17 protein-coding genes are annotated in these 21,945 nt (G+C 63.6%); 11 read left to right on the top strand and 6 right to left on the bottom strand.

What is annotated here, in order from left to right; translation table 11 throughout:
- Positions 1-140: 140 nt before the first annotated feature.
- Positions 141-1,994 carry a M48 family metalloprotease gene (locus ACK4OE_RS17655; RefSeq protein WP_409886559.1) on the bottom strand — a complete coding sequence of 618 codons (1,854 nt, stop codon included), beginning with the start codon at positions 1,992-1,994 and terminating at the stop codon, positions 141-143.
- A 73-nt stretch (positions 1,995-2,067) separates the two neighbouring features.
- Here ACK4OE_RS17655 and ACK4OE_RS17650 point away from each other — a divergent pair, with 73 nt between their 5' ends.
- Positions 2,068-2,340 carry a DUF1653 domain-containing protein gene (locus ACK4OE_RS17650; protein ID WP_409886557.1) on the top strand — a complete coding sequence of 91 codons (273 nt, stop codon included), beginning with the start codon at positions 2,068-2,070 and terminating at the stop codon, positions 2,338-2,340.
- A 66-nt stretch (positions 2,341-2,406) separates the two neighbouring features.
- Here the strand turns inward: ACK4OE_RS17650 and purN are convergent, their stop codons facing one another.
- Complete coding sequence (gene purN, locus ACK4OE_RS17645) at positions 2,407-3,000, bottom strand: phosphoribosylglycinamide formyltransferase (protein ID WP_409886554.1); 594 nt, start codon at positions 2,998-3,000, stop codon at positions 2,407-2,409.
- Positions 3,001-3,023: 23 nt separating this feature from the next.
- On the opposite strand from purN, the gene ACK4OE_RS17640 reads away from it, so the two are divergent.
- The 4 genes from ACK4OE_RS17640 (at position 3,024) to ACK4OE_RS17625 (ending at position 7,672) form a co-directional block, all read left to right on the top strand.
- Positions 3,024-3,725 (top strand): YceH family protein, encoded by a 702-nt coding sequence (locus ACK4OE_RS17640; RefSeq protein WP_409886552.1) that lies wholly within the window; start codon positions 3,024-3,026, stop codon positions 3,723-3,725.
- Positions 3,726-3,772: 47 nt separating this feature from the next.
- The gene (locus ACK4OE_RS17635) at positions 3,773-4,954 is read left to right on the top strand and encodes an acyl-CoA dehydrogenase family protein (protein ID WP_409886550.1); all 1,182 of its coding nucleotides are present in this window, start codon (positions 3,773-3,775) and stop codon (positions 4,952-4,954) included.
- Positions 4,955-5,083: 129 nt separating this feature from the next.
- Positions 5,084-6,199, top strand: a complete 1,116-nt coding sequence (locus ACK4OE_RS17630) for an acyl-CoA dehydrogenase family protein (protein ID WP_409886548.1) — start codon at positions 5,084-5,086, stop codon at positions 6,197-6,199.
- Between the two features lie 78 nt (positions 6,200-6,277).
- Entirely contained in the window at positions 6,278-7,672 is a 1,395-nt protein-coding gene (locus ACK4OE_RS17625) for an alpha/beta fold hydrolase (RefSeq protein WP_409886546.1), read from the top strand.
- A gap of 88 nt (positions 7,673-7,760) precedes the next feature.
- Here ACK4OE_RS17625 and ACK4OE_RS17620 read toward each other — a convergent pair whose 3' ends face one another.
- The 3 genes from ACK4OE_RS17620 to ACK4OE_RS17610 form a co-directional block, all read right to left on the bottom strand.
- The gene (locus tag ACK4OE_RS17620; RefSeq protein ID WP_409886545.1) at positions 7,761-8,396 is read right to left on the bottom strand and encodes a DUF3617 domain-containing protein; all 636 of its coding nucleotides are present in this window, start codon (positions 8,394-8,396) and stop codon (positions 7,761-7,763) included.
- A gap of 160 nt (positions 8,397-8,556) precedes the next feature.
- Positions 8,557-11,289, bottom strand: a complete 2,733-nt coding sequence (locus ACK4OE_RS17615) for an IPTL-CTERM sorting domain-containing protein (RefSeq protein ID WP_409886543.1) — start codon at positions 11,287-11,289, stop codon at positions 8,557-8,559.
- A 156-nt stretch (positions 11,290-11,445) separates the two neighbouring features.
- Positions 11,446-12,126, bottom strand: coding sequence for a response regulator transcription factor (locus ACK4OE_RS17610; protein WP_409886541.1), 681 nt, complete (start codon positions 12,124-12,126; stop codon positions 11,446-11,448).
- Positions 12,127-12,202: 76 nt separating this feature from the next.
- Between ACK4OE_RS17610 and ACK4OE_RS17605 the strand changes: the two genes are divergently transcribed.
- Both ACK4OE_RS17605 and ACK4OE_RS17600 read left to right on the top strand, forming a co-directional pair.
- A complete protein-coding gene (locus ACK4OE_RS17605; RefSeq protein ID WP_409886539.1) occupies positions 12,203-14,230 on the top strand; it encodes an ATP-binding protein in 2,028 nt (675 codons plus the stop codon).
- Positions 14,231-14,503: 273 nt separating this feature from the next.
- Complete coding sequence (locus ACK4OE_RS17600; protein WP_409886537.1) at positions 14,504-15,814, top strand: tetratricopeptide repeat protein; 1,311 nt, start codon at positions 14,504-14,506, stop codon at positions 15,812-15,814.
- A 47-nt stretch (positions 15,815-15,861) separates the two neighbouring features.
- Here the strand turns inward: ACK4OE_RS17600 and ACK4OE_RS17595 are convergent, their stop codons facing one another.
- Positions 15,862-16,419: an HNH endonuclease gene (locus tag ACK4OE_RS17595; RefSeq protein WP_409886535.1), complete on the bottom strand. Its 558-nt coding sequence runs from the start codon at positions 16,417-16,419 to the stop codon at positions 15,862-15,864.
- Positions 16,420-16,586: 167 nt separating this feature from the next.
- Here ACK4OE_RS17595 and ACK4OE_RS17590 point away from each other — a divergent pair, with 167 nt between their 5' ends.
- From ACK4OE_RS17590 to ACK4OE_RS17575, 4 genes are all read left to right on the top strand, one after another.
- The gene (locus ACK4OE_RS17590; RefSeq protein ID WP_409886533.1) at positions 16,587-17,636 is read left to right on the top strand and encodes a bifunctional riboflavin kinase/FAD synthetase; all 1,050 of its coding nucleotides are present in this window, start codon (positions 16,587-16,589) and stop codon (positions 17,634-17,636) included.
- A gap of 110 nt (positions 17,637-17,746) precedes the next feature.
- On the top strand, positions 17,747-20,638 hold the full coding sequence (gene ileS / locus ACK4OE_RS17585) for an isoleucine--tRNA ligase (RefSeq protein ID WP_409886531.1): 2,892 nt from the start codon (positions 17,747-17,749) through the stop codon (positions 20,636-20,638).
- Entirely contained in the window at positions 20,639-21,148 is a 510-nt protein-coding gene (gene lspA, locus ACK4OE_RS17580) for a signal peptidase II (RefSeq protein ID WP_409886529.1), read from the top strand.
- A gap of 163 nt (positions 21,149-21,311) precedes the next feature.
- The coding region (locus ACK4OE_RS17575; RefSeq protein WP_409886527.1) for a LacI family DNA-binding transcriptional regulator at positions 21,312-21,945 on the top strand (634 nt) is incomplete at its 3' end.

Genomic DNA, 21,945 nt, shown 5'->3' with positions numbered 1-21,945 from the left:
GCATCATCCCCCGAAGGGGGACGCCACCGGTGGCCTGGCGAAGCCAGTTCCACGGAGGCACTGGACTGGGCCCGCGCCAGTCTCCACCATCGTGTGCAACTCACCGTGCAGACGCGAAAGGGACGAGCAAAAGTTGGCAATCAACGGGTATAGATCGGATCGAACGCATAGCGCTGGATTTCCTTGAGCGTGGGCGATTCGCCCGCCCACAGCGCCAGCGCGGGGCCGGAAAGGCTCAGATTGCGCTCCAGGGAGCGGCACAGGTGGTAGCGGCTTTCATCATCCATCCCTGGCAGATCCACAAATATCAGGTACGCCCGGCGCTGCGGATGTTCGCGCAGGTTTTTGCGCACCAGCCAGCAACGGGCAAGAGGCGCACAGCGGGCAAGTTCCGATTGCAGTTCGGCCAACTCAAAAGGGCTCAGGTCGTGCCGCGTGATCTGGCTGAAGAACGAACTGCCTGACAGCTCTTCCCAGGCGCGCTCTTCAGACTCCTGCGCGCGCTCCAGCCGCTTGCGCCACTGCTTGAAGGCGGCCGCGTCGTGGTCCATGCCCATGCGCGGGGTTTCCAGCTCGGCCAGTGCGGTGCGCGCGGCCCAGTAGCGGTCGTTGCTGCCCGCCTCCCACACCCGGTGCAGCAGCAGCAACTTGCCTTCGCGGTCGTCCTCGGCCAGAGACGGCACCAGCCCACACAGTGCGGGGGCGTAATCGGGGCTGCGCTCCAGCGCCAACTCGTACAGCGCACGCACGTTCACTCGGGGGTCGAGATGGCGCTTGAGCCGCGCCAGTTCCACCAGATCGGCCGCACTGGCTTGGGCCGTCGAGGCGTCCAAAGCTTCGGCACGTGCGCGCACGCGGCCCAGCCATGCGTGGTGCTGCTTCCAATGTGTGGCGTTGTCGCGGCACCATTGTTTGTCAAAGTGCTTCACCCACCGTTTGGCCTCGTCGCCCAACAAGGCCAAGGCATTGCCACGGGACCAGTCAGGCAACGTGGGGGTGGCATCCAGCGCTTCGATGCGATCGCGCAGGCCGGGGTGGGTGTCCTCCACGCTGCTCAGTCGCTTGAGCGCCTGGCGCAGCGCGTCGTTGGCAAATGAGGCATCCGGGGCCTGCGCCAGATAACGGCGCATGCTGCGATAGGGCCCCACCGGCAGCGGATTTCCCGCGGCGACGCACCAGTGGTTGCCCCAAAACTCGGCCTGAAGCGATGCACCCCGGATTTCGATCTCGGCCAGTGCGGCGGCGGTCACATCGCGGCCCAGCAGCTTGCCCGCGATGCGGTCGGCCTCGTACTCATCTTGGCGCGCCAGCGCAAAGGTCTTGGCCGAAAAGCGCGGAAAGTACCAGCGCATGAATGCCTGCGTGGCAGCCGCCACCGGGCCCTCGTCGTCGGTCAGGCTGTGGTTCAGCCGCATCCACGACAGGCGTGTGCGGTAGATCCAGGCGGCAAACCGGCCGTGGTCACCGCGCAGGTGACCATATTCATGCGCCAGCACGGCCAGAAAACGCGGCCTGTCCAACGCCATCAGCAAAGGCAGGCCAATGCTCAGGTGGTTAACGGCGCCACCCAACAGGCCGTACTTGGGAAGCTGCTGGATGCTGGCATTGAACTCGTCGTTCAGCGTGACCTTGTGGATCGGAGGGCCCTTGATCTTGCGGCGGATGCGCTCCAGTGCCTCAAAAAGCTCGGGCGCCTCCAGCGCCGTGATCTCTACGCCCTCCGGAGCGTCGAACCGCACCCACAGCGCCCGCAGGCTGACCCACAGCAAGCCTGCAGCCCCGAGCAGCAGCCACACCATGGCGAAGCGAAACTTACCCTGCAATATCTGCGGAACCACCCACAGCAAAATACCCGCAGCGAGACCCAGGCAACCCAGCACCCAGGCATAACCCAGCGCCGCAAACGCGGCCACGCTGCGGCGATACGCACGGCTGTTGTCGGCACTGGCATGCTCGCTCATGCGCACCAGGTGCACAAAATCTGCCTGATCCACGGGCTTCCCTCGCTCTTGATTGACTGTTTTTATCAACCGCCATCGTAACCACTCACACGCCACACCCGCCACCATGACCGACGACGACCTGCCCGCACTCATTTGCACACCGCCCGGCCTGTACCGCCACTACAAGGGAATGCTCTACGAGGTGATCGACACCGTACGCCACAGCGAGACGCTGGAGCCCATGACGCTGTACCGCGCGCTGTATGGCCGGCGGGGCTTGTGGGTACGACCCGCCGCCATGTTTCTCGAAGACGTCAACGTGGACGGACAGACGCGCCCCCGTTTTGAGCGGTGTGGTGATGTCACTGACGAAAAAATCAATGAAAACGGACTCTAGCGCTTATCCATAAAGCGCTAATAGCTACATATTAGATAGCAAAATACTGCCGCATGCAGTGACCGATCAAAGCGCCTGGATCAGCGTCCGCACCGCGCGCGGATAGATCACGTGCTCCTGGGTCAGTACGCGCGCAGCTAATGTCTCTGCGGTGTCACCCGGCAGCACTGGCACCACCGCTTGGTCCAGGATGGGGCCCACATCCAGCTCGGCCGTGACCTGGTGCACCGTCACGCCGGCGAACTTGCAGCCTGCATCAATGGCTCGCTGGTGGGTGTGCAGCCCCGTAAAAGCGGGTAGCAACGAGGGGTGAATATTGATGAGCCGCCCGGCGTAATGCGCCACAAACCCAGGCGTCAGAATGCGCATGAACCCGGCCAGCACCACCAGGGCGGGCTGGTGGCGGTCGATGGTCGCGGCCAGTTCGGTGTCAAACGCCTCGCGGCTCGCGAAGGCCTTGTGGTCCAGCGCCTCGGCGGCAATGCCCTGCTCGCGTGCAAACACCAACCCGGCGGCGTCTGGCTTATTGCTGATGACGGCCGCCACGCGGGCGCCGTAGCCCTGCTCCCAGCGCTCCTGTTGTGCGGTACGCACGATGGTGGCCATGTTGGAGCCGCCGCCAGAGATCAGAATGACGATGTTCTTGACGTTGTTCTTCATATTTGCCCCGGATTATCCCAGCCATGCCTTTTGATCCCGCCACCCGCCCCCTCACCCCCCACGAAGCCCGCGTGCTCGCTACGTTGATGGAAAAAGCCCGCACCGTGCCCGACAGCTACCCCATGTCGCTCAACGGCCTGCTGACCGGCTGCAACCAAAAGACCAGCCGCGACCCGGTGATGAACCTGAGCGACGCCGAGGCCCAGGAGGCGCTGGATTCTCTCAAGCTGCTGACCCTGGCGTTTGAGAGCAGCGGCAACCGCACCACACGCTGGGAGCACAACTTCCAGCGCGGCGTGGGTGTGCCGGAGCAATCGGCCGTGCTGCTGGGGCTCTTGATGCTGCGCGGGCCGCAGACGGCGGGCGAGCTGCGCATCAACTCGGAACGTTGGTACCGGTTTGCCGATATCTCATCGGTCGAGGGCTTTCTGGACGAACTGCAGGAACGCAGCGCCGAAAAAGGCGGCCCGCTGGTGGTGCAGCTGCCCCGCGCACCGGGCGCACGCGAGCAGCGCTGGGCGCATTTGATGTGTGGGCCGGTAGACACCACCGCCATCCATGCGGCGACCGGGAGCACGGCAGCGGCCCCATCACCTGCCCTGCAGGCCCGCGTGGACGCCCTGGAGACCGAAGTGGCCACCCTCCGAAATACCGTGCAGCGGCTGTGCACCGAGCTGGGCATTTCCCCTGACTTCAGTCCAATGTCGCCACCCGGACAGGAATAAAACGAACGACCGTGCTACAAATGCGACAACATTAGGAGACGCACCGCATGGATCTCGCATTCACCCCCGAAGAGCAGGCCTTTCGCGAAGAAGTTCGCGCATGGGTTCACGCCAACCTCCCCAAGGAAATTTCGCACAAGGTGCACAACGCCCTGCGCCTGACCCGTGCAGACATGCAGGGCTGGGCCAAGATCCTGGGCAAAAAAGGCTGGCTGGGTTTTGGCTGGCCCACAGAGTTTGGCGGCCCCGGCTGGACGGCCGTGCAAAAGCACCTGTTTGAAGAAGAATGCGCCCTGGCCGGTGCACCGCGCATCGTGCCGTTCGGCCCGGTGATGGTGGCCCCGGTGATCATGGCGTTTGGCAATGCCGAACAGCAAAAGCGCTTCTTGCCTGGCATCGCCAGCGGCGAAGTCTGGTGGAGCCAGGGCTACAGCGAACCCGGATCGGGTTCTGACCTGGCCAGCGTCAAGACCCGCGCCGAGCGCGTGGGCGACAAATACATCGTCAACGGCCAAAAGACCTGGACCACCCTGGGACAGCATGGCGACTGGATGTTCAACCTGGTGCGCACCAGCACCGAGGGCAAGCCCCAGACCGGCATCTCCTTCTTGCTGCTGGACATGAAGTCAAAGGGCGTCACCGTGCGCCCCATCAAGCTGCTGGACGGCGAGTGCGAAGTGAATGAGGTTTTCTTCGACAACGTCGAAGTGCCCGCCGAGAACCTGATCGGCGAAGAGAACAAGGGCTGGACCTACGCCAAACACCTGCTGAGCCACGAGCGCACCAACATCGCTGACGTGAATCGCAGCAAGCGCGAGCTGGAGCGCCTCAAACGCATCGCCAAGACCGAAGGCGTGTGGGACGACCAACGTTTCCGTGACCAGATCGCCTTGCTGGAAGTGGACATCGTGGCACTCGAAATGATGGTGCTGCGCGTGTTGTCGGCCGAGAAAACCGGCAAAAACTCGCTCGACATTGCCGGCCTGCTCAAGATCAAGGGCAGCGAAATCCAGCAGCGTTATGCCGAGCTGATGATGCTGGCCGCTGGCCCCTTTGCCATGCCTTTCATCGAAGAGGCCATGGAGGCTGGCTGGCAAGGCGACTTCCCGGGCGGCGTCACTGCCAACGCGCCGCTGGCGTCCACCTACTTCAACCTGCGCAAGACCACCATCTACGGCGGCAGCAACGAAGTGCAACGCAACATCGTCGCGCAGACCGTTCTGGGCTGACGCCCAGTATGGTCCGCGCCTTGCGCGACAGGACTGCTCCCCCGCGCCCCCTCCGGGAGGGGGTTCCCGATAGAGCTACGCTGGTTGTTGAGGGCGCCACGGCGCCACAACCAGCACAAGGAGAGACACATGGATTTCGATTTTTCTGACGACCAGGAACAACTGCGCGATGCCGTGCGCAAGTGGGTGGACAAGGGCTACACCTTTGAACGGCGCCGCACCGCCGTGGCCGCCGGAGGTTTTGACCGCGCCGCCTGGAACGAGTTGGCCGAGCTGGGCCTGACGGCCCTCACCGTGCCCGAAGCCCACGATGGCATGGGCCAGGGCGCCATCGATGCCATGGTGGTGGCCGAGGAACTGGGCCGTGGCATGGTGCTGGAGCCCATTGCCCAGGCGTTCATGGCCAGCAGCGTGCTGTCGCACTGCGCACCGGCCGACGTGCAATCGGCCTGGCTGCCCCGCGTGGCCAGCGGCGAAGCCCTGGTGGTGCTGGCCCAGCAGGAGCGCAAGGCGCGGTACCGCCTGGACATTTGCGAGGCAAAAGCGGCCTCAGCGCAATCGGGTCATACGGTAACAGCTATCAAAAGCGTAGTGGCTGCCGGTGACAAGGCCGATGCGTTCATCGTACCTGCGCAGCTGGACGGCCAAATCGCCCTCTTCCTGGTCGAGCGCACCGCCAGCGGCGTGACCACGCAGGGCTACGTCACGCAAGACGGCAGCCGCGCCGCCGAGCTGAAGTTCACCAACGCCCCCGCCACGCTCATCACCACCGACGGCCTGGCCGCGCTGGAGCTGGCCGTGGACACCGGCATTGCAGCTACTTGCGCCGAAGCCGTGGGCGTGATGGACAAGACCGTGGCCATCACGGTGGAATACATGAACCAGCGCAAGCAGTTTGGCGTGTTCATTGCCAGCTTCCAGGCGCTACGCCACCGGGTTGCCGACATGAAGATGCAGCTGGAGCTGGCCCGCTCGATGAGCTACTACGCCAGCCTCAAGCTGGGCGCCCCCGCCGCCGAACGCCGCGCCGCCATGGCCCGCGCCAAGGTGCAACTGGGCCAGTCCATGCGTTTTGTGGGCCAGCAGGCCGTGCAGTTGCATGGCGGCATCGGTGTGACGGACGAATACATCGTGAGCCACTACTTCAAGAAGCTCACGCAACTGGAAATGACCTTTGGCGACACGCTGCACCACCTGGGTGAAGTGTCTGCCCGCATGCAGGACACCGCCGGCGTGTTTGCCTGACGCGGCCGTGTAACGCGCGCGTGCCATGCTCGTGGATTCACCGGTCCACGGGCATTTTTTCTTTTTGGAGACACCCTCATGAACAACAAATTCTGGTTGCAACGCCGATCCCTGCTGCTGGCCACCGCCGCAGCCGCCACCCTTGCCCTGGCAGGGTGTGCCACGCGCAGCCCCGGCTTGGCCGAGGCCCCGCCCATCGTGTTTGTGCATGGCAACGGTGACACCGCCGCGCTGTGGCAGACCACCGTGTGGCGGTTCGAATCCAACGGCTGGCCACGCGAGCGCCTGCATGCCATCGACGTGCCCTACCCGCTCTCGCGCGATGACGATGCCAAGCCCCAACCAGGCCGCACCTCGACATCGGAGCATATGGCGTACCTCAAGGCCGAGGTGGACAAGGTGCTCAAGGCCACCGGTGCCAGCCAGGTCGTGCTGGTGGGCAACTCGCGCGGGGGCAACGCCATCCGCAACTACATCTACAACGGCGGCGGTGACAAGACGGTGAGCCATGCCATTCTGGGTGGCACGCCCAACCACGGCGTGTGGGCCATTCCCGGTTTCCGCGAAGGCAACGAGTTCTCGGGCACCGGCCCGTTCCTCACCGCCCTGAACACCCCCAAGAACGCCGCAGGCGATGAAGTGAGCGGCCCCGTCAAGTGGATGACCATCCGCTCAGACAACAACGACAAGTTTGCGCAGCCCGATGGCCTGTGGATCGGCCAAAAAGGCAAACCCACCTACGTGACCGCAGCGGGCCCCGAGTTGAAAGGCGCTACCAACGTGGTGATCCCGCGCATCGACCACCGCGAGACCTCGTACTCGCCCGTCGCGTTCGAAGCCACCTACCGATTCATCACGGGCAAGGCGCCGCAGGTCACCACCATCGCTGCTGAAAAGCAGGTCGTGCTGAACGGCAAGGTCACCGGCCTGGGCGTAGACCCGACCGACCCCAAGACCGGCAACTTCAGCAACAACCTGCCCCTTGCAGGCGCACAACTGGAGGTGTACGCCACCAACCCAGCCACCGGCGCCCGCACAGGCAATGCCTTGGTGCGCAAGACCGTGGGCGCTGATGGTCAATGGGGTCCGCTGGCAGTGCCTACCGGCTCGCCCGTCGAGTTCGTGATCACCGCACCCGGCTATGCCACCACCCATATCTACCGCAGCGGCTTCCCGCGCAGCAGCAACCTGATCCACCTGCGCGCAGAGCGCATGGCCGATGCCGACAAAGGCGCCGACAGCGTTGTGACCCTGACCCGCCCGCGCGGCTATCTGGACCCAGCGCGCGACAAGATGCTGCTGGATGGCGCGGCGCCCGTTGGGGTACCTGCAGGTGCTGGCGCCGCCAGCACCAAGATCAAGCCCACCGGCGGCGTGCGCCCCATTGCGGCAGAGTTCAACGGAGAGCGCGTAACCGGCCAGACTTGGCCTGCGGCACAAGGGCGGGTGGTGATGCTGGAGATCAGCCAGTAATCGGTTCGAACGCAGGCCGCCACGGCCTGCGTCATCAAGCCCCCGGAGCTTGCGGCTGCCAGAAAGCTGCGGACATCCCGGGGTCAGTTCAGTGCTTGTGCCCGCTGTGGTCTGCGTTCTGGGCCCGCTGGTGGTCGTCCACCACGTTCACCGTCACCCCATTGGGCAGCAGCATGTCGCCCGGACGCTGCCCCGCAGCGCAGGCGCCCAGCCACCGCCCTTCGAAGACCATGCGTCCTGTGTTGTGCAGCGGCGTCTTGGGGAATTTGGCCTGGAAGCTGCCGTGGTAGGCAGACTGCAGGTCTCCCAGCAACTGCATCTGTGTATCCACGCGGTTGTCGTGCACATAGCAGACCGTGCTGATGTCATGACCCGCCTCAGCGCCCTTTCCGCGCCGACGGACCTTGCGCTCGTGGCAATCCTCCTGCCCCGGAACAATCGACATCAGCATGACTGGCTCTGACGCAGCACTGGTGCACTGGCGCACCGTGACGGGCTGCGGCGAAGCACGCCCGGCGCGCTTGAGCACCAGATCGTCGCTCCGCACCAGCACTTCCCACAGGCCGTCCTTGCGCGCCGGCAGCGCAGGCTGCCGGGATTCCCTGGGTACGTTGGCAGCCTTGGCTGACGGGTGCTTCGCACCGGCATGCGGCGCCTCGTGGGCTGCGCCCGGTGCGCTCCACGCCAGCAAACACAGTGCAAGAACGCCTTCTGGATACCGCATTTTTTGCTCCGGAAAATTCAAAAACCATAGCTACAAGCGCTTTACCAACAAGCGCTAGAGGCCAATTTCATTAAAAACACCAGCGGAACCTTAAGGCGCCGCTGGCTGCAGGAGACAGGGCGCTGATGGTGCCCTGAGTTCACACGCTGTTGGTTCCCGATCAGAACATCCGGCGGCGGCGCATGGCCACCATGCACAGCGCGATCAGAGCCGACATGATGATCAGGCCCCACTCGCTGAGCGTGGGAATGGAATGCGGATTGGCGGCCGCAGCCACAGCAGCGAAGCTGAACACCATGGCGCAGTTGGCCGTCACATTGGGCACCGTATAGGTGGTGTTGGTGGCGTCAAAGCTGCCGCCTGTGCAGGTGCTTGCCGCATCGGCTGCGCCCGCACGGCTCAAGGTGAACACCGCGGAGTCGCCGCTCGCCACATTTTGCGTGGCGCCTACCGTCACCGATCCTGGACCTGGAGATGCGCCGCTGACCGTGCCTGTCACCGTATACGAGGCGATGAAGGCAAAGGTGACATTGCAGCTGGCGTTGATCGGCGTGATGGTGTATTCCGTGCGATCTGCGTTCCACGAACCCACGCCGGGCGCGCAGGTGTGGGTGGGGTTACCAGCTGCGAAGCCCGAGTTGGGTACCACACGCCAGGTCGCCGAACCACCGGGCGTCACTGTCTTGGCGCCGCCAATGATGGAGCCGCCCGCTGGGGCATTTGGCGTTGCAGTGACCACGCCGCCTGCGTTGGTGAAGGTCACATCCACGGTGCAGTTGGCTGTGACCGTGCCCGTGGTGTAGGTGTTGCCCACATAGGTGCCTGCAGGGCAGGTGCCACCGAAAACAGGGGCAAAGCCGGCGTTGGGCACCACGTTGATGGACGTGGTACTGCCCGATGCCACCGGCACGGTGGTTCCGCCGGGGGGCGTCACCGTTCCGCCCACGCCCGCGGTGACGGACACATCCAGCGGCACAGAGAACGCGGCAGTCACACTGCGCGTCTGGTCCATCGTCACCAGACAAGGTTGCGCAGTGCCCGAGCACACGCCGCCGGACCAGCCGGAGAAAATGGAGCCAGCAGGCGCGTTCGCATACAGCGCCACCTGAGATCCGGAGGGGAACTGCCTGTTATCGGTGCACTGCGTGCCCGCAGCGGTCTTGTCGCAGACGATGCCAGGCAGGACGGAGGTGACCCGGCCGATCCCGTCGCCCAGTGTATTGACGGTCAACGGCTGCAAGGCAGGGCCTGCGCTCATCGAATGGGCACTGGTGTTGTTGCTGGAGTCGGGGTCGACAATGGTGGCGTTGGCCGCCGGGAGGTTCACGCTGACCGGATAGACGATGGAGCGGGAACCGCCGGAACAGGAGTCCACGGTGGCAGCCACGGTGAAAACCATCTGCTCTCCAGTGGCCCAGGGCGTTGTTGTTGTGCCCGCAATAGAGCCAGAACCCGTGGTCGCAGGACATGCAAGTGCGCCTGTCGCTGTACAAGTCCAGCTCCCCACCGTAAGACCGGCAGGCACGCTGTTGCCAATGGTCACCCCAACGGGCGCCGTATCAGGCCCGTCGTTGCCCACTGTCACGGTGTACGTGGTGCCGGAGCCGCAGGTCTGCGAAGACGACGGATTGCTCACAGCAACCTTGAGGTCTGCACGGTCCAGCGTCGTCAGGGTGGATTTGACCAGCGGCCCCAACAGAGGGGGCGAACTGGCCGACTGGATGTAGTAGTTGCCGTGATTGAGCGTGGGCGCCCGGGCGGTGTCGGGCACGATCCACTTCAGCTCGATGTCACCCACATTGCCGGGGTTGAGCGTGCCTACGTTGCAGGTGACCACATCGATGGAGTCTAGCGAACTGTCGGCATGGGGCGGATTGATGGTTTGCGTGATGGAGCAACCCGCTGGCAGCGTTCCGGGCTCCACCCGCAGGTTCTGCTGGCGGTTGAGCACCTGACCGCTGCCGTTTCGCTCATCTTGGTCCTGCGGAGACCGGATGATGATCTGGCTGTTGGGCATGGGCGCTTCGCCGCCATTGCTGTAGTGGAAGTTGTAGGTGACGGTACGCTGACCGGCCGGAGGCACAGCAGGCGGCGTTGCAGGCGCATTGGCACCGGCATCCGAACGCACAACATACTCCGGAGCTGTGGCGGTTACGAACGGGCCGGGCAATGTGGTCAGCCCCTGGCCCGAATCCACGTACACCAGTCCACCGTGGCCGCTCTGCCCGCAGCCGCCGCTGACGATGATGACCTCCACCTGGTCACCCACGTCCAGCACGCCAGCGCCGGGGGACACATCCACCGCCTGCCAGTTGGTGAACTGGTAATTGCCCACCGCCTGCCACGCCACGCCGGTCTGGTTGGCAAAGTTGAAGGTGTAAAAGAGCTGGGTGCCCTTCGTCACGTTTTTCACTTCGACAAAAAAGTACGGCTGCTGATTGCCAGGGTGCGTGGGTGCATCCAGCACCGGTGCCACCGCAAAGCGCACATGCACCTTGCCATCGGCAGGATCAATGTCGCCCACCCCCATGGTGGCTGTCTGGCGAATCTGTGCGCCACGGTACTGTGTGCGTCCGTCGCCCACGCGGGCGCTCTTGTTGCCAAACAGTGGTGTTGTCAGCGCACCGCCGGTGTTGGCAGCCACCGTGCTGCCAACCACCGCAGACTGGCCGGGATCTGCAGCCACCCACGGGATCGTTCCGAGGTCTTCGAACTTGGTGGGAGGAAACACCGGAATCGTGTTCGCCACGCGCAGGGGCGAAACCGTCCAGCCCGTCCAGTCCTGCTCAAAGCTGCCGTTCTGGAATTCGGCATGCGCTAAGGGTGCTGCCAGCAGCACCGCAGCGAGCGCCCAGGCGGCTCTGATGGATCTCCCTAAACCCTTTGTTTTCACGCAATTTCCCTTCATCTTTATGTTGTTGCCTGCACCATTTCAGGCGCACACCGCCCTAGCAACGGACCGGCGATCCATCGCCACGAAACTGTGCTTTGTGGGGGGGGTAGTGACTGGCATGGACACCCGCGCGGGGCGCCCTGCTGCCAGCACGCTTCATGGAACGAAAACAAGCCCCTTGCCAAACACGGCACGCACCGGCAAGGCCGTGCCTGTGGTGTCCATGGTCTTGCGACGCAGCCGAGTCAGTTGGGACTCGATGCGATGAAAACCGTCTTCGGCCTCGTCGGCGCCCATGGCTTCCGTCAGGGTCTGCTTGGTGACCATCGCTCCCGGCGTCACCATGAGGCAGCCCAACAACTCCAGCTCGCGGCTGGTCAGATCGACAGAACTTTGATTGGGGGCGACAAGCCGCGACGCGGCTTGGTCCAGGCGCCAGGGCGCCAGGGCGCCCCCCTGCGCTGCGCGTGGCGTCAGGTAGCGAAGTTGTGATCGGATGCCTGCCGTCAACTCCTGCATGTCCACTGGCTTGACGAAATACTGCAGCGCGCCAGCGTCCAGCCCTGCAATGCGGCTGTCCAGATCGGCTCTGGCGGTCATGAGGACAGTGGGCACGCCCTGGGCGGCCAGCCGGGTCACCAGGCTCAGCCCGTCTTCACCCGGTAGGCCTATGTCCACCACCACCAGGTCGGCGCGATCCCGTAGCAGTCGAACGTAGAAGTCCTCCGCAGAGTCGGCTCCCCACGCCTTGAAACCGGAGCATTCAAGGTATCGACACACATTTCCGCGAATGTCTTCGTCGTCCTCCACGACGGAGATGATGAACTTAGGGGGCATGAAAATAGAGAACCGGACGGCGGGGGAGGGAACGTTTTGATACAGACTATTCTCTCAGCGCCCCCAAGAGCCAGCCATGCACAACAACTCACGAATACTCACTTTACAGTCGCCTCACTGGTGGATGCGGCGACTGCAAAGCACCTTGCTGCTCTGTATGGCGCTGCTGGCGCCGGTCGCTACCGCACAGCACATCCCGCAAATGCTGGGTTGGGACATTCCGATGCATCGGCTGGACGACCGCAGCGGGACGCTGACACCCGAGGCGGTGATGGCAGACGGGCAACCCGATGCCCACTGGCACACCATGGACCACGCACTAAACGCGGGCTACCTCGGGCAGGTGGTGTGGCTCCGGTTCACGGTACCGCAGGCAGCCTCCAAGAATGAAGCGTCCTGGCTGCTGGGTGAACCCACCTATCTCGATTCCGTGGTGCTGTACCAGCGCGACGAAGCCGCTGGGGTCTGGGTCGCGCAGCGAAGCGGAGACCACATTCATGCCCACGAAAAACCCCCGGTACGGCAGCATCTGTTTCGTCTGGAGCCTGGAAAGTCGGCCCTGCTCCGCATTGAGACCACCAGCGCCATGCAGTTCAAGGGCGAATTTTTTCCAAGCGCCCAAGCACTGGGCGCCCGGCTAGCAGCCACCGAGAGAGGCATGGGGTTGTACTTCGGTGCCATGGCTGCCTTGCTGCTGGCAATCTGGTCCGCTGCAGGCATATTCCGCACCTACAACCTCTATGCGCTCGCCGTGCTGGGCACGGTCGGGGCGCTGCATGTGTTCAATGTGCGCGGCTATGCCAGTTTGTGGGCACCGGAATCATGGACAGTCTGGACAAGCCACGCGGTGGGTGTCGGAGCCTTCGGCCTGGCGGCCACCGCGGCCTGGCAAATACGGGAACAGCTGACACGCAGTACCCAATATCAACGGGCAGACCGGGTTCTGCTTGCGCTGGTCGCAATCAACCTTCTGGGCATTGCGAGCGTGCCGCTAGGGTTCTATACCTCGGTGGCTTGGGTCAATCTTGTGTCGATGGTCAGCAGCAACATCATCACTGTGGCGCTTTGTTTGAACGCCATGCGCCAGCGCCGCGCCCAACATGCATTGCTGCTGACGGCCTACGCAGTCCATCTTTTTGGGGGAATACCGGCAACAGCCGTCATGACCGGTGCGGTGCGCTGGAATCTTGATATCACAAGCTTTTGGCAGTTTCAGATTCTCATCTTCACCAGTCTGATTGCCAGTGCCGTGTTCATTGGCCTGGTGTTGCGCTACCGCCAGGCAGAAGTTTCCAAGGACAAGGCGATAGAGCGCCTGGCGCAGTCGGAACATGCGCTGGAGGACAGAATTGAGCAACGCACGCGAGAGCTGTCACGGGCCCAGAAATGGCTGAATCAGGCGCTAGACAGCGAGAGGGACCTGCGGAACGAACAGCGGCAGTTCTTCCAAATGATCAGCCACGAATTTCGCACCCCTTTGGCCGTCGTCGACAGTGCGGCCGCCGAGCAGCAGAACTTCCCGTCCCCGGACCTTGCAACCCAGACGGATCGGGCGAAACAGATTCGCAGGGCCTGCCGAAGGCTGACTTCCCTGGTGGACAGCTGCCTCATCAGTGAACGCCTGGATTCCTCGGGTTTCACGATGCATGCCGCACCTGCCAACGTGGTGGCATTGCTGGAGCATGCAGCACAGCTGGTGCACTGGTCACCTCGGCACCAACTGCACCTCTTTACGGAATTGGCCCCCACGGAATGGGTGTGCGACCAGACGCTGGTGCGCATTGCCTTGTCCAACCTGGTGGACAACGCCGTGAAGTACGCGTCCGAAGGAGAAATCTTCATGGCTGCGCAAAAGAACGACGCGGGCCTGCTGGAAATATCTGTTGCAGACGAAGGCTCGGGCATGTCTCTGGAGGTGATGAGCCGCATCTTCCAGCAGTTTGAACAGGGCGAACGCACTGACCAGGCCAAGGGGTTCGGTTTAGGGCTGTGGGTCAGCCGCCGTGTGGCGAAGCTGCACGGCGGCGATATCACGGTGAAGTCGCAGCGCGGGCATGGGGCGTGTTTTACGCTGACCCTGGCGCCCCAACGCCTGAGCACTTGAACGCCCGCGGTAGCACCTGAGCCGGGGATTTATTGGCTTTCGAGGCCCCCGCTCGACTTTGTTGCCAGCAGACGATGTTGCGACCTCCTGTGCAGAAAGCGGTGCGCATCTCGACCTCGTGCCAGCGTCCAAGGGCATGTTGAAACGCGCGCAAGCAGCGTGCCAGAGGGGGCGTCTGCGAATCCGGGATAATCTGCTGCTCCATCTTTACAGCATCTGACTCGCCGAGCCAGGCAGACCGCGCAGCGGTCCATTTGCAAACATCCAGCACCCATGAGCGCTACAGCGACTGACCCCAACCTCAAGCACCTGACCAAGGCCCGTGAACAGATCGCCAAGGGCGACCTCAAGAACGCTGCCCTCACGCTCAACCAGGCCAACGCCTTGTGGCCGCAAGACCCCCGCGTCTTCATGCTGGGCGGCCTGTTGGCCGAAAAGGCGGGCAATGTGAAAGGCGCCTTTGAAGCGCTACGCAAATCGGTGTCATTGGCGCCGGACTGGGGCCCTGGCTTGCTGGAGCTGGCCTTGCTTCTGGCCCGCCAGAACCAGTTCAAGGAAGCCGTTGAAACCGCAGAGAAAGTGGCCGCGCTCGAACCCAAGAACCTTCAGGTGCTTGCAGGCGTGATAGACATCGCACACCGTGCAGGGCACACAGAAATGGCCATCCGCCACCTGCGCCGTGGCCTGGAACTGGTCCCCGGTGACCAGTCGCTGCGCCGCCTGCTGGCCAAGGACTTGAGCGAGCAAGGCAAGCACGACGAATCCATTGCCGAGTGGGATGCGCTGGTTCAGCAGTTTCCGTCGGACCCGCAGTCTCTGGTGGGACGCGTGCAGGCCTGCATCGCCGCAGGCAAGCCCCAGGATGCGCGCGAGAACACTGCCGCGCTGCTGGGCCTGGCCCCCGCCGACGCGGTGTACCAGTACTACGCCCAGCTTGCCGCTGGCGAAACCCCCGCACAACAGCCCGCAGAGCTGACACGCCCGCTTTTTGACAGCATGGCGGAGTTTTATGACCTGCATATGGTTCGCAGCCTGAAGTACCAGTTGCCCAAGCAGGTGGGCGACAAGATCCTCGCGCGCCACCCCGACAAGAAGATCAACGTGCTGGACCTGGGCTGCGGCACCGGTCTGCTCGGCGTCTGCCTGGGCCGCCTGGACGGCGCGCTGGTGGGCGTGGACCCGTCGATGAAGATGATCGAGCAGGCAGCCCGGCACAACGTGTATGACCGCTTCCACACCGTCAACCTGCACGACGCCCTGCGCGAGACGCCCGATGCTCTGTATCAGGTCATTGCCGCGCTGGATGTGTTCATCTACGCTGGCGACGTGGCGCAGGCGATTCCCAACGCGCACCGGGTTCTTGCGGCGGGCGGCATGATGGTCTTTTCGTTTGAAACCGCTCCTGATCAAGGTGCAGATCTGGTGCTGCAACCTTCCGGCCGTTACGCCCACAAGCGCAGCCATGTGCAGGCACTGTGCGAGGCAGCAGGGTTTGCCTCAGTGGCGATAGAGGACACCGTGCTGCGCGAAGAAAATCACCAGCCCGTGAACGGGTTCGTGGTTACGGCGTACAAGGCTGCCTGACCTCTCGGAAGCTTGCCCCGCTGGCCCGCATCAGCGGGCGGCGGGCATCACGCCAAAAGGCGTGACGACTTCGGCACGTGCGCCATCAAAAACTCCATCTGGTCCGCCAGAATCCGCCGGTTGCGCAGGATGAAGTCTTCCCACAGGCTGGGCACATAGGGGGCGTAAAGTAGCGGCATGTGTGCCTGCTCCGGGGTTCGCGGCCCCTTGCGGTGGTTGCAGGGGCGGCAGGCCGTGACGACGTTCATCCAGTGGTCCTGCCCATTGCGGGCGAAGGGCACGATATGTTCGCGTGTCAGGTCTTCTTCATGAAAATGCCCGCCGCAGTAGGCGCACACATTGCGGTCGCGTGCAAAGAGCTTGCTGTTGGTCAGGCCAGGCTTGAGATCAAACGGGTTGATGCTGGGCACACCCTTGGTGCCGATGATGCTGTTGACGACAATCACCGATTGCTCGCCTGTGATTGCATTGTGCCCACCCCGGAACCGGGCGATCTGGCCGCCGGATTCCCAGCGCACCTCGCCCGCAGCGTAATGAATGACCGCTTGTTCGAGCGAAATCCACGATTGGGGCAGCCCTTGGGCCGACAGCTTCAAGACCTTCAAAACACGCCTCCTGGAACAAAAGTACACAAGGATTCGGAACGCAGATGTCTCGCGGGCAGCCCTGCGCTGGACCAACCGTAGGTCACAATATACTCTGTTTTCATGACAAATTAGCGTATTGCGCTTGATACACCTGCGCATGTTGCTATCAAAAAGATAACAAGCCGATGAAGATCTTTCGCGGATTCAACCACCCTGGTGTTGCCAGTGCCTGCGCGCTGACGATTGGCAACTTCGATGGCGTACACCGGGGCCACCAGGCCATGCTGGCCCTGCTGAACAGCGAGGCCGCACACCGGGGCGTGGAGAGCTGCGTGCTGACGTTCGAGCCCCATCCGCGCGACTACTTTGCCGGCGCCCACAACAAGCCCGACCTCGCGCCCGCACGCATCGGCACCCTGCGCGACAAGCTGACCGAGCTGGCACGCTGTGGCGTGCAGCAGACGGTGGTGCTGCCCTTTGACGCGAAACTGGCCGCGCAATCCCCCGACGCGTTTATCGACGAAGTTCTGGTGCGCGGCCTGGGCGCACGGTATGTCCTGGTGGGCGACGACTTCCGCTTTGGCCGACAGCGCGCGGGCGACTACTCGATGCTGGACACGGCGGGGCAAGCCAAGGGCTTTGACGTAGCCCGCATGAACAGTTATGAGGTGCACGGTCTGCGGGTCTCCAGCTCAGCCGTGCGCCAGGCGCTGGCGGCGGGCGATATGGAAGCCGCTGCGCGCCTGCTGGGCCGGCCTTACACCATCAGCGGCCATGTAGTGCACGGCCGCAAGTTGGGGCGAGAACTGGGAGCCACCGCGGCCGGTGCCGGCAACGGCTTTCGCACGCTCAATTTGCGTTTTGCGCACTGGAAGCCCGCCGCCAGCGGCATATTTGCCGTGCTGGTGCATGGGCTTGGCGACACCCCGCTGCCCGGTGTGGCCAACCTGGGAGTACGCCCTTCGCTGGACCCGAGTGATGTCAACGGTGGCCGCGTGCTGCTGGAGACCCATTGCCTGCAGTGGCCTACCGATCTGGGCCCAGAAGGGGCGTACGGTAAAATTGTCCGGGTGGAACTACTGCACAAACTGCACGACGAGCTGAAATACGACGGTCTGGATGCCCTGACGGTGGGCATCGCCAAAGACTGCGCCGACGCGCGTGCGTACTTTGCCTCGGCCAAGGCGCCCAACCACACCGAGACCCGGCGCCAGACCACCCGCGACCGAATTTGAGGGGGGCTGTTTTTCGCAGCGCCCGCCAGGCGGGCCCGTCATCCTTCGCGCTCCCACCCCGTTCTTGCTCCGGGCCTTGCCCCGGAAAGCCCCGTTTTTAAGGCTCCCTCATGTCCGACGACAACGCCAGCACCCCCTCCGCAGCCCAAGCTGCGGCCACAGCCACGGACTACCGCAGCACCCTGAACCTGCCCGATACCCCCTTCCCCATGCGCGGCGACCTGCCCAAGCGCGAGCCGGGCTGGGTCAAGGACTGGGAGGACAAAGGCATCTACAAGCGCCTGCGCGACGCCCGCCGTGGCGCGCCCAAGTTCATCTTGCACGACGGCCCACCCTACGCCAACGGCCAGATCCACATGGGCCACGCGGTCAACAAGATCCTGAAGGACATGATCACCAAGGCGCGCCAGCTCGAAGGCTTTGACGCGCTGTACGTACCGGGCTGGGACTGCCACGGCCTGCCCATCGAAAACGCCATCGAGAAGAAACACGGCCGCAACCTCTCCCGCGACGACATGCAGGCCAAAAGCCGTGCGTTTGCCACTGAGCAGATCGCGCAGCAGATGGTGGATTTCAAACGCCTGGGCGTGCTGGGCGAATGGGACAACCCTTACAAGACCATGAACCCCGCCAACGAGGCCGGTGAAATCCGCGCCTTCAAGCGTGTGATGGAACGCGGCTTTGTGTACCGCGGCCTCAAGCCTGTGTACTGGTGCTTCGACTGCGGATCGTCGTTAGCCGAGTTCGAGATCGAATACCAGGACAAGAAGAGCACCACGCTGGACGTGGCCTTCAAGTCGCACGACCCTGCCAATCTGGCAGCGGCTTTCGACCTGCCTGCGCTGACCAAAGAAGCCTTCGTGGTCATCTGGACCACCACTGCCTGGACCATCCCCGCAAACCAGGCTCTGAACCTGAACCCCGAAATCACCTACGCGCTGGTGGACACGGGCGAGCGCATCATCTTGGTGGCAGAGCCGCTGGTGGCCTCGTGCCTGGAGCGCTACGGCCTGACCGGCACTGTGATCGCCACCACGCTGGGCAAAAACCTGGGCGGCCTGGAGTTTGAGCACCCGCTCTACGACGTGAAGAGCGAAGACGGCAGCCAAGGCTACAAGCGCCTGTCGCCCGTGTACCTGGCCGACTACGCCACGGCCGACGATGGCACGGGTATCGTGCACTCGTCCCCCGCCTACGGGCTGGAGGATTTCAACTCCTGCGTGTCCCACGGCATGGCGCTGGACGACATCCTGAACCCCGTGCAGGGCAACGGCGCGTACGCAGCCGACTTCCCGCTGTTTGGCGGCCAGCACATCTGGAAGGCCGTGCCCGTGATCATCGAAGCGCTGCGCAATGCAGGCCGACTGATGACCACCAAGGACATCACGCACAGCTACCCGCACTGCTGGCGCCACAAGACGCCGGTGATCTACCGCGCGGCGGCCCAGTGGTTCATCCGCATGGACGAAGGCGAGGGCGTGTTCACTAAAGCAGGCATGAAGCCCGCCAAGACGCTACGCCAGATCGCGCTGGACGCCATCGAGCACACGAGCTTCTACCCCGAAAACGGCAAGACCCGCCTGCACGACATGATCGCCGGGCGACCAGACTGGTGCATCTCGCGCCAGCGCAGCTGGGGCGTGCCTATCCCGTTCTTTTTGCACAAGGATTCGGGCGAACTGCACCCGCGCACCATGGAAATCATGGACCAGGCGGCGGACATCGTGGAAAAGGGCGGTATCGAGGCCTGGAGCCGGGTGACGGTGGAAGAAATCCTGGGTGCCGAGGACGCACCCCACTACACCAAGAGCACCGACATCCTGGAGGTGTGGTTTGACTCTGGCTCCACCTTCAGCCACGTGCTGCGCGGCACGCACCCCAACGTGCACCACGACACCGGGCCCGAGGCCGACCTGTACCTGGAAGGCCACGACCAGCACCGCGGCTGGTTTCACAGCTCGCTGCTCTTGGCATCAGCACTGGAAGGCCGCGCGCCCTACCGCGGCCTGCTGACCCACGGTTTCACCGTGGACAGCCAGGGCCGCAAGATGAGCAAGTCGCTGGGCAACGGCATCGACCCGCAGGAGATCAACAAGAAGCTGGGCGCCGAGATCATCCGCCTGTGGGTGGCCGCCAGTGACTACTCTGGCGACATCGCGGGGGACGAGAAGATCCTGGCGCGCGTCGTGGACGCCTACCGCCGCATCCGCAACACGCTGCGCTTCTTGCTGGCCAACGTGAGCGACTTCGACCCCAAGGCAGACGCAGTTCCATTCGACCAGATGCTGGAGATCGACCGCTACGCCCTAACGCGCGCGGCCGAGTTCCAGGCCACCGTGCTGGCCCACTACAAGGTGTATGAGTTCCACCCCGTGGTGGCCAAGCTGCAGCTGTACTGCTCGGAAGACCTGGGTGGCTTCTACCTGGACGTGCTGAAAGACCGCCTGTACACCACGGCGCCCAAGAGCCTGGCGCGCCGCAGTGCGCAGACTGCGCTGTACAGCATCACGCACGGCATGCTGCGCTGGATGGCGCCGTTCCTGTCGTTCACGGCCGAAGAGGCATGGAAGGTGTTTGGCAGCTCGGACTCGATCTTTTTGGAGACCTATGGCTCCATCGCCGGTGCCGACGAAGGCCTGCTGGCTAAGTGGGCACGCCTGCGCGAGATCCGTGATGTGGTGAACAAGGAGATCGAGGGCTTGCGCGCCGATGGCCAGGTGGGCTCGTCCCTGCAGGCCGCAGTGGTGCTGACGGCTGCACCTGAAGACCATGCGCTGCTGGCAAGCCTGGGCGACGACCTGAAGTTCGTGTTCATCACATCTGCTATTGAATTAGTAGCTGGTAGCGCTTTGCAGATAAGCGTCAAGGCCAGTTCTGATGCCAAATGCGAGCGTTGCTGGCACTACCGCAGCGATGTGGGCCACGATGCGGCCCACCCCACCATCTGCGGCCGGTGCACCAGCAACCTGCACGGTGCGGGCGAACAACGGGTGTTTGCATAAATGGCGCGCTCGTCCTCTTCTTCGTTCGGGAGCCAAAGCGCAAGCATGTGGCCCTGGCTGGCTTGGGCGGCGGTCATTCTGGTCGCCGACCAGGTCACTAAAACCCTCATCCTGGAGAACTACCGGTTGGGTGACTCCACGTTCATCACCAGCTTCTTCAATATCGTGCGGGCGCACAACACGGGTGCGGCGTTTTCGTTCCTGTCGGACGCGGGCGGGTGGCAGCGCTGGCTGTTCACCGGCATCGGCGCGGTGGCCACGATTTTTATCGTATGGCAACTGCGCGCCCATCCGGGGCAAAAGCTGTTCTGCTTTTCGCTGGCCAGCATTCTGGGTGGCGCCATCGGCAATGTGGTGGACCGGTTGATGCACGGCTATGTGGTGGACTTTCTGGACTTCCATGTGAGAGGCTGGCACTTTCCGGCATTCAACGTGGCGGACTCAGCCATCACGCTGGGGGCGGTGTGTTTGATTCTGGATGAGCTGCTGCGCGTGCGGCGCGAGCGCTGACGCCACCGGCATCCCGCCCCCGCATCCCTTGCAACAGCCCGCCCCGTGCGGGCTGTTTGCTTTGTAGCGCCGCGCGGTTTCTTTTGTGTGCCCTGTCATGCGCATGTCACGGCCAGCGGTTGCAATGTAAACGTTTACATCAAACGTATTGCACCAAACTGCCATGAGCATTCTGGAAGTCGCCCGCGAGGCCGGTGTGTCGGTTGCCACCGTGTCGCGCGTTTTCAACCTGCCCGACAAAGTGGCCCCCGCCACGCGCGAGCATGTGGAGAACATCGCCCGCACCCTGGGCTATCTGCCCAACGCCAGCGCGCGCACCTTGCGCACCCAGCGCAGCCGCGTGCTGGGTGTGGTGCTGCCCACGCTCACCAACCCCGTGTTTGCAGAATGCCTGGAGGGCATTGCCCAAGCCGCCGTGGCGGGTGGCTACGCCATCTTGCCGTTCACCACCGACTACCGCCTGGACCAGGAAGACCGCGCGGTGAACCTGCTGCTGGCGGGCAACGTGGACGGCATGATCCTGGTGGTTTCGAACCCCGCCACTGCCACCGCGTTGCAGCGGCTGGCCGAGGTGGGCCTGCCCTATGTGCTGGCCTACAACCAGCATCCCGACCACCCCTGCGTGTCGGTGAACAGCGAGCTGGCTGTGGCCGACGTGGTGACCCATCTGGCCACCCTGGGGCACCGCCGCATCGCCATGGTCAGCGGGCTGCTCAGCGCCTCTGACCGCGCGCAACAACGCTGCCGGGGCTACGCGCGCGGCATGGAGCAGGCAGGCCTGCGGGCCCAGCCTGTGT

Source organism: Acidovorax sp. (assembly GCF_046314175.1).
Classification (GTDB): domain Bacteria; phylum Pseudomonadota; class Gammaproteobacteria; order Burkholderiales; family Burkholderiaceae_C; genus Acidovorax.
The sequence above is the reverse complement of the archived record's forward strand: the minus strand, read 5'-3'. Positions and strand labels throughout refer to the sequence as shown.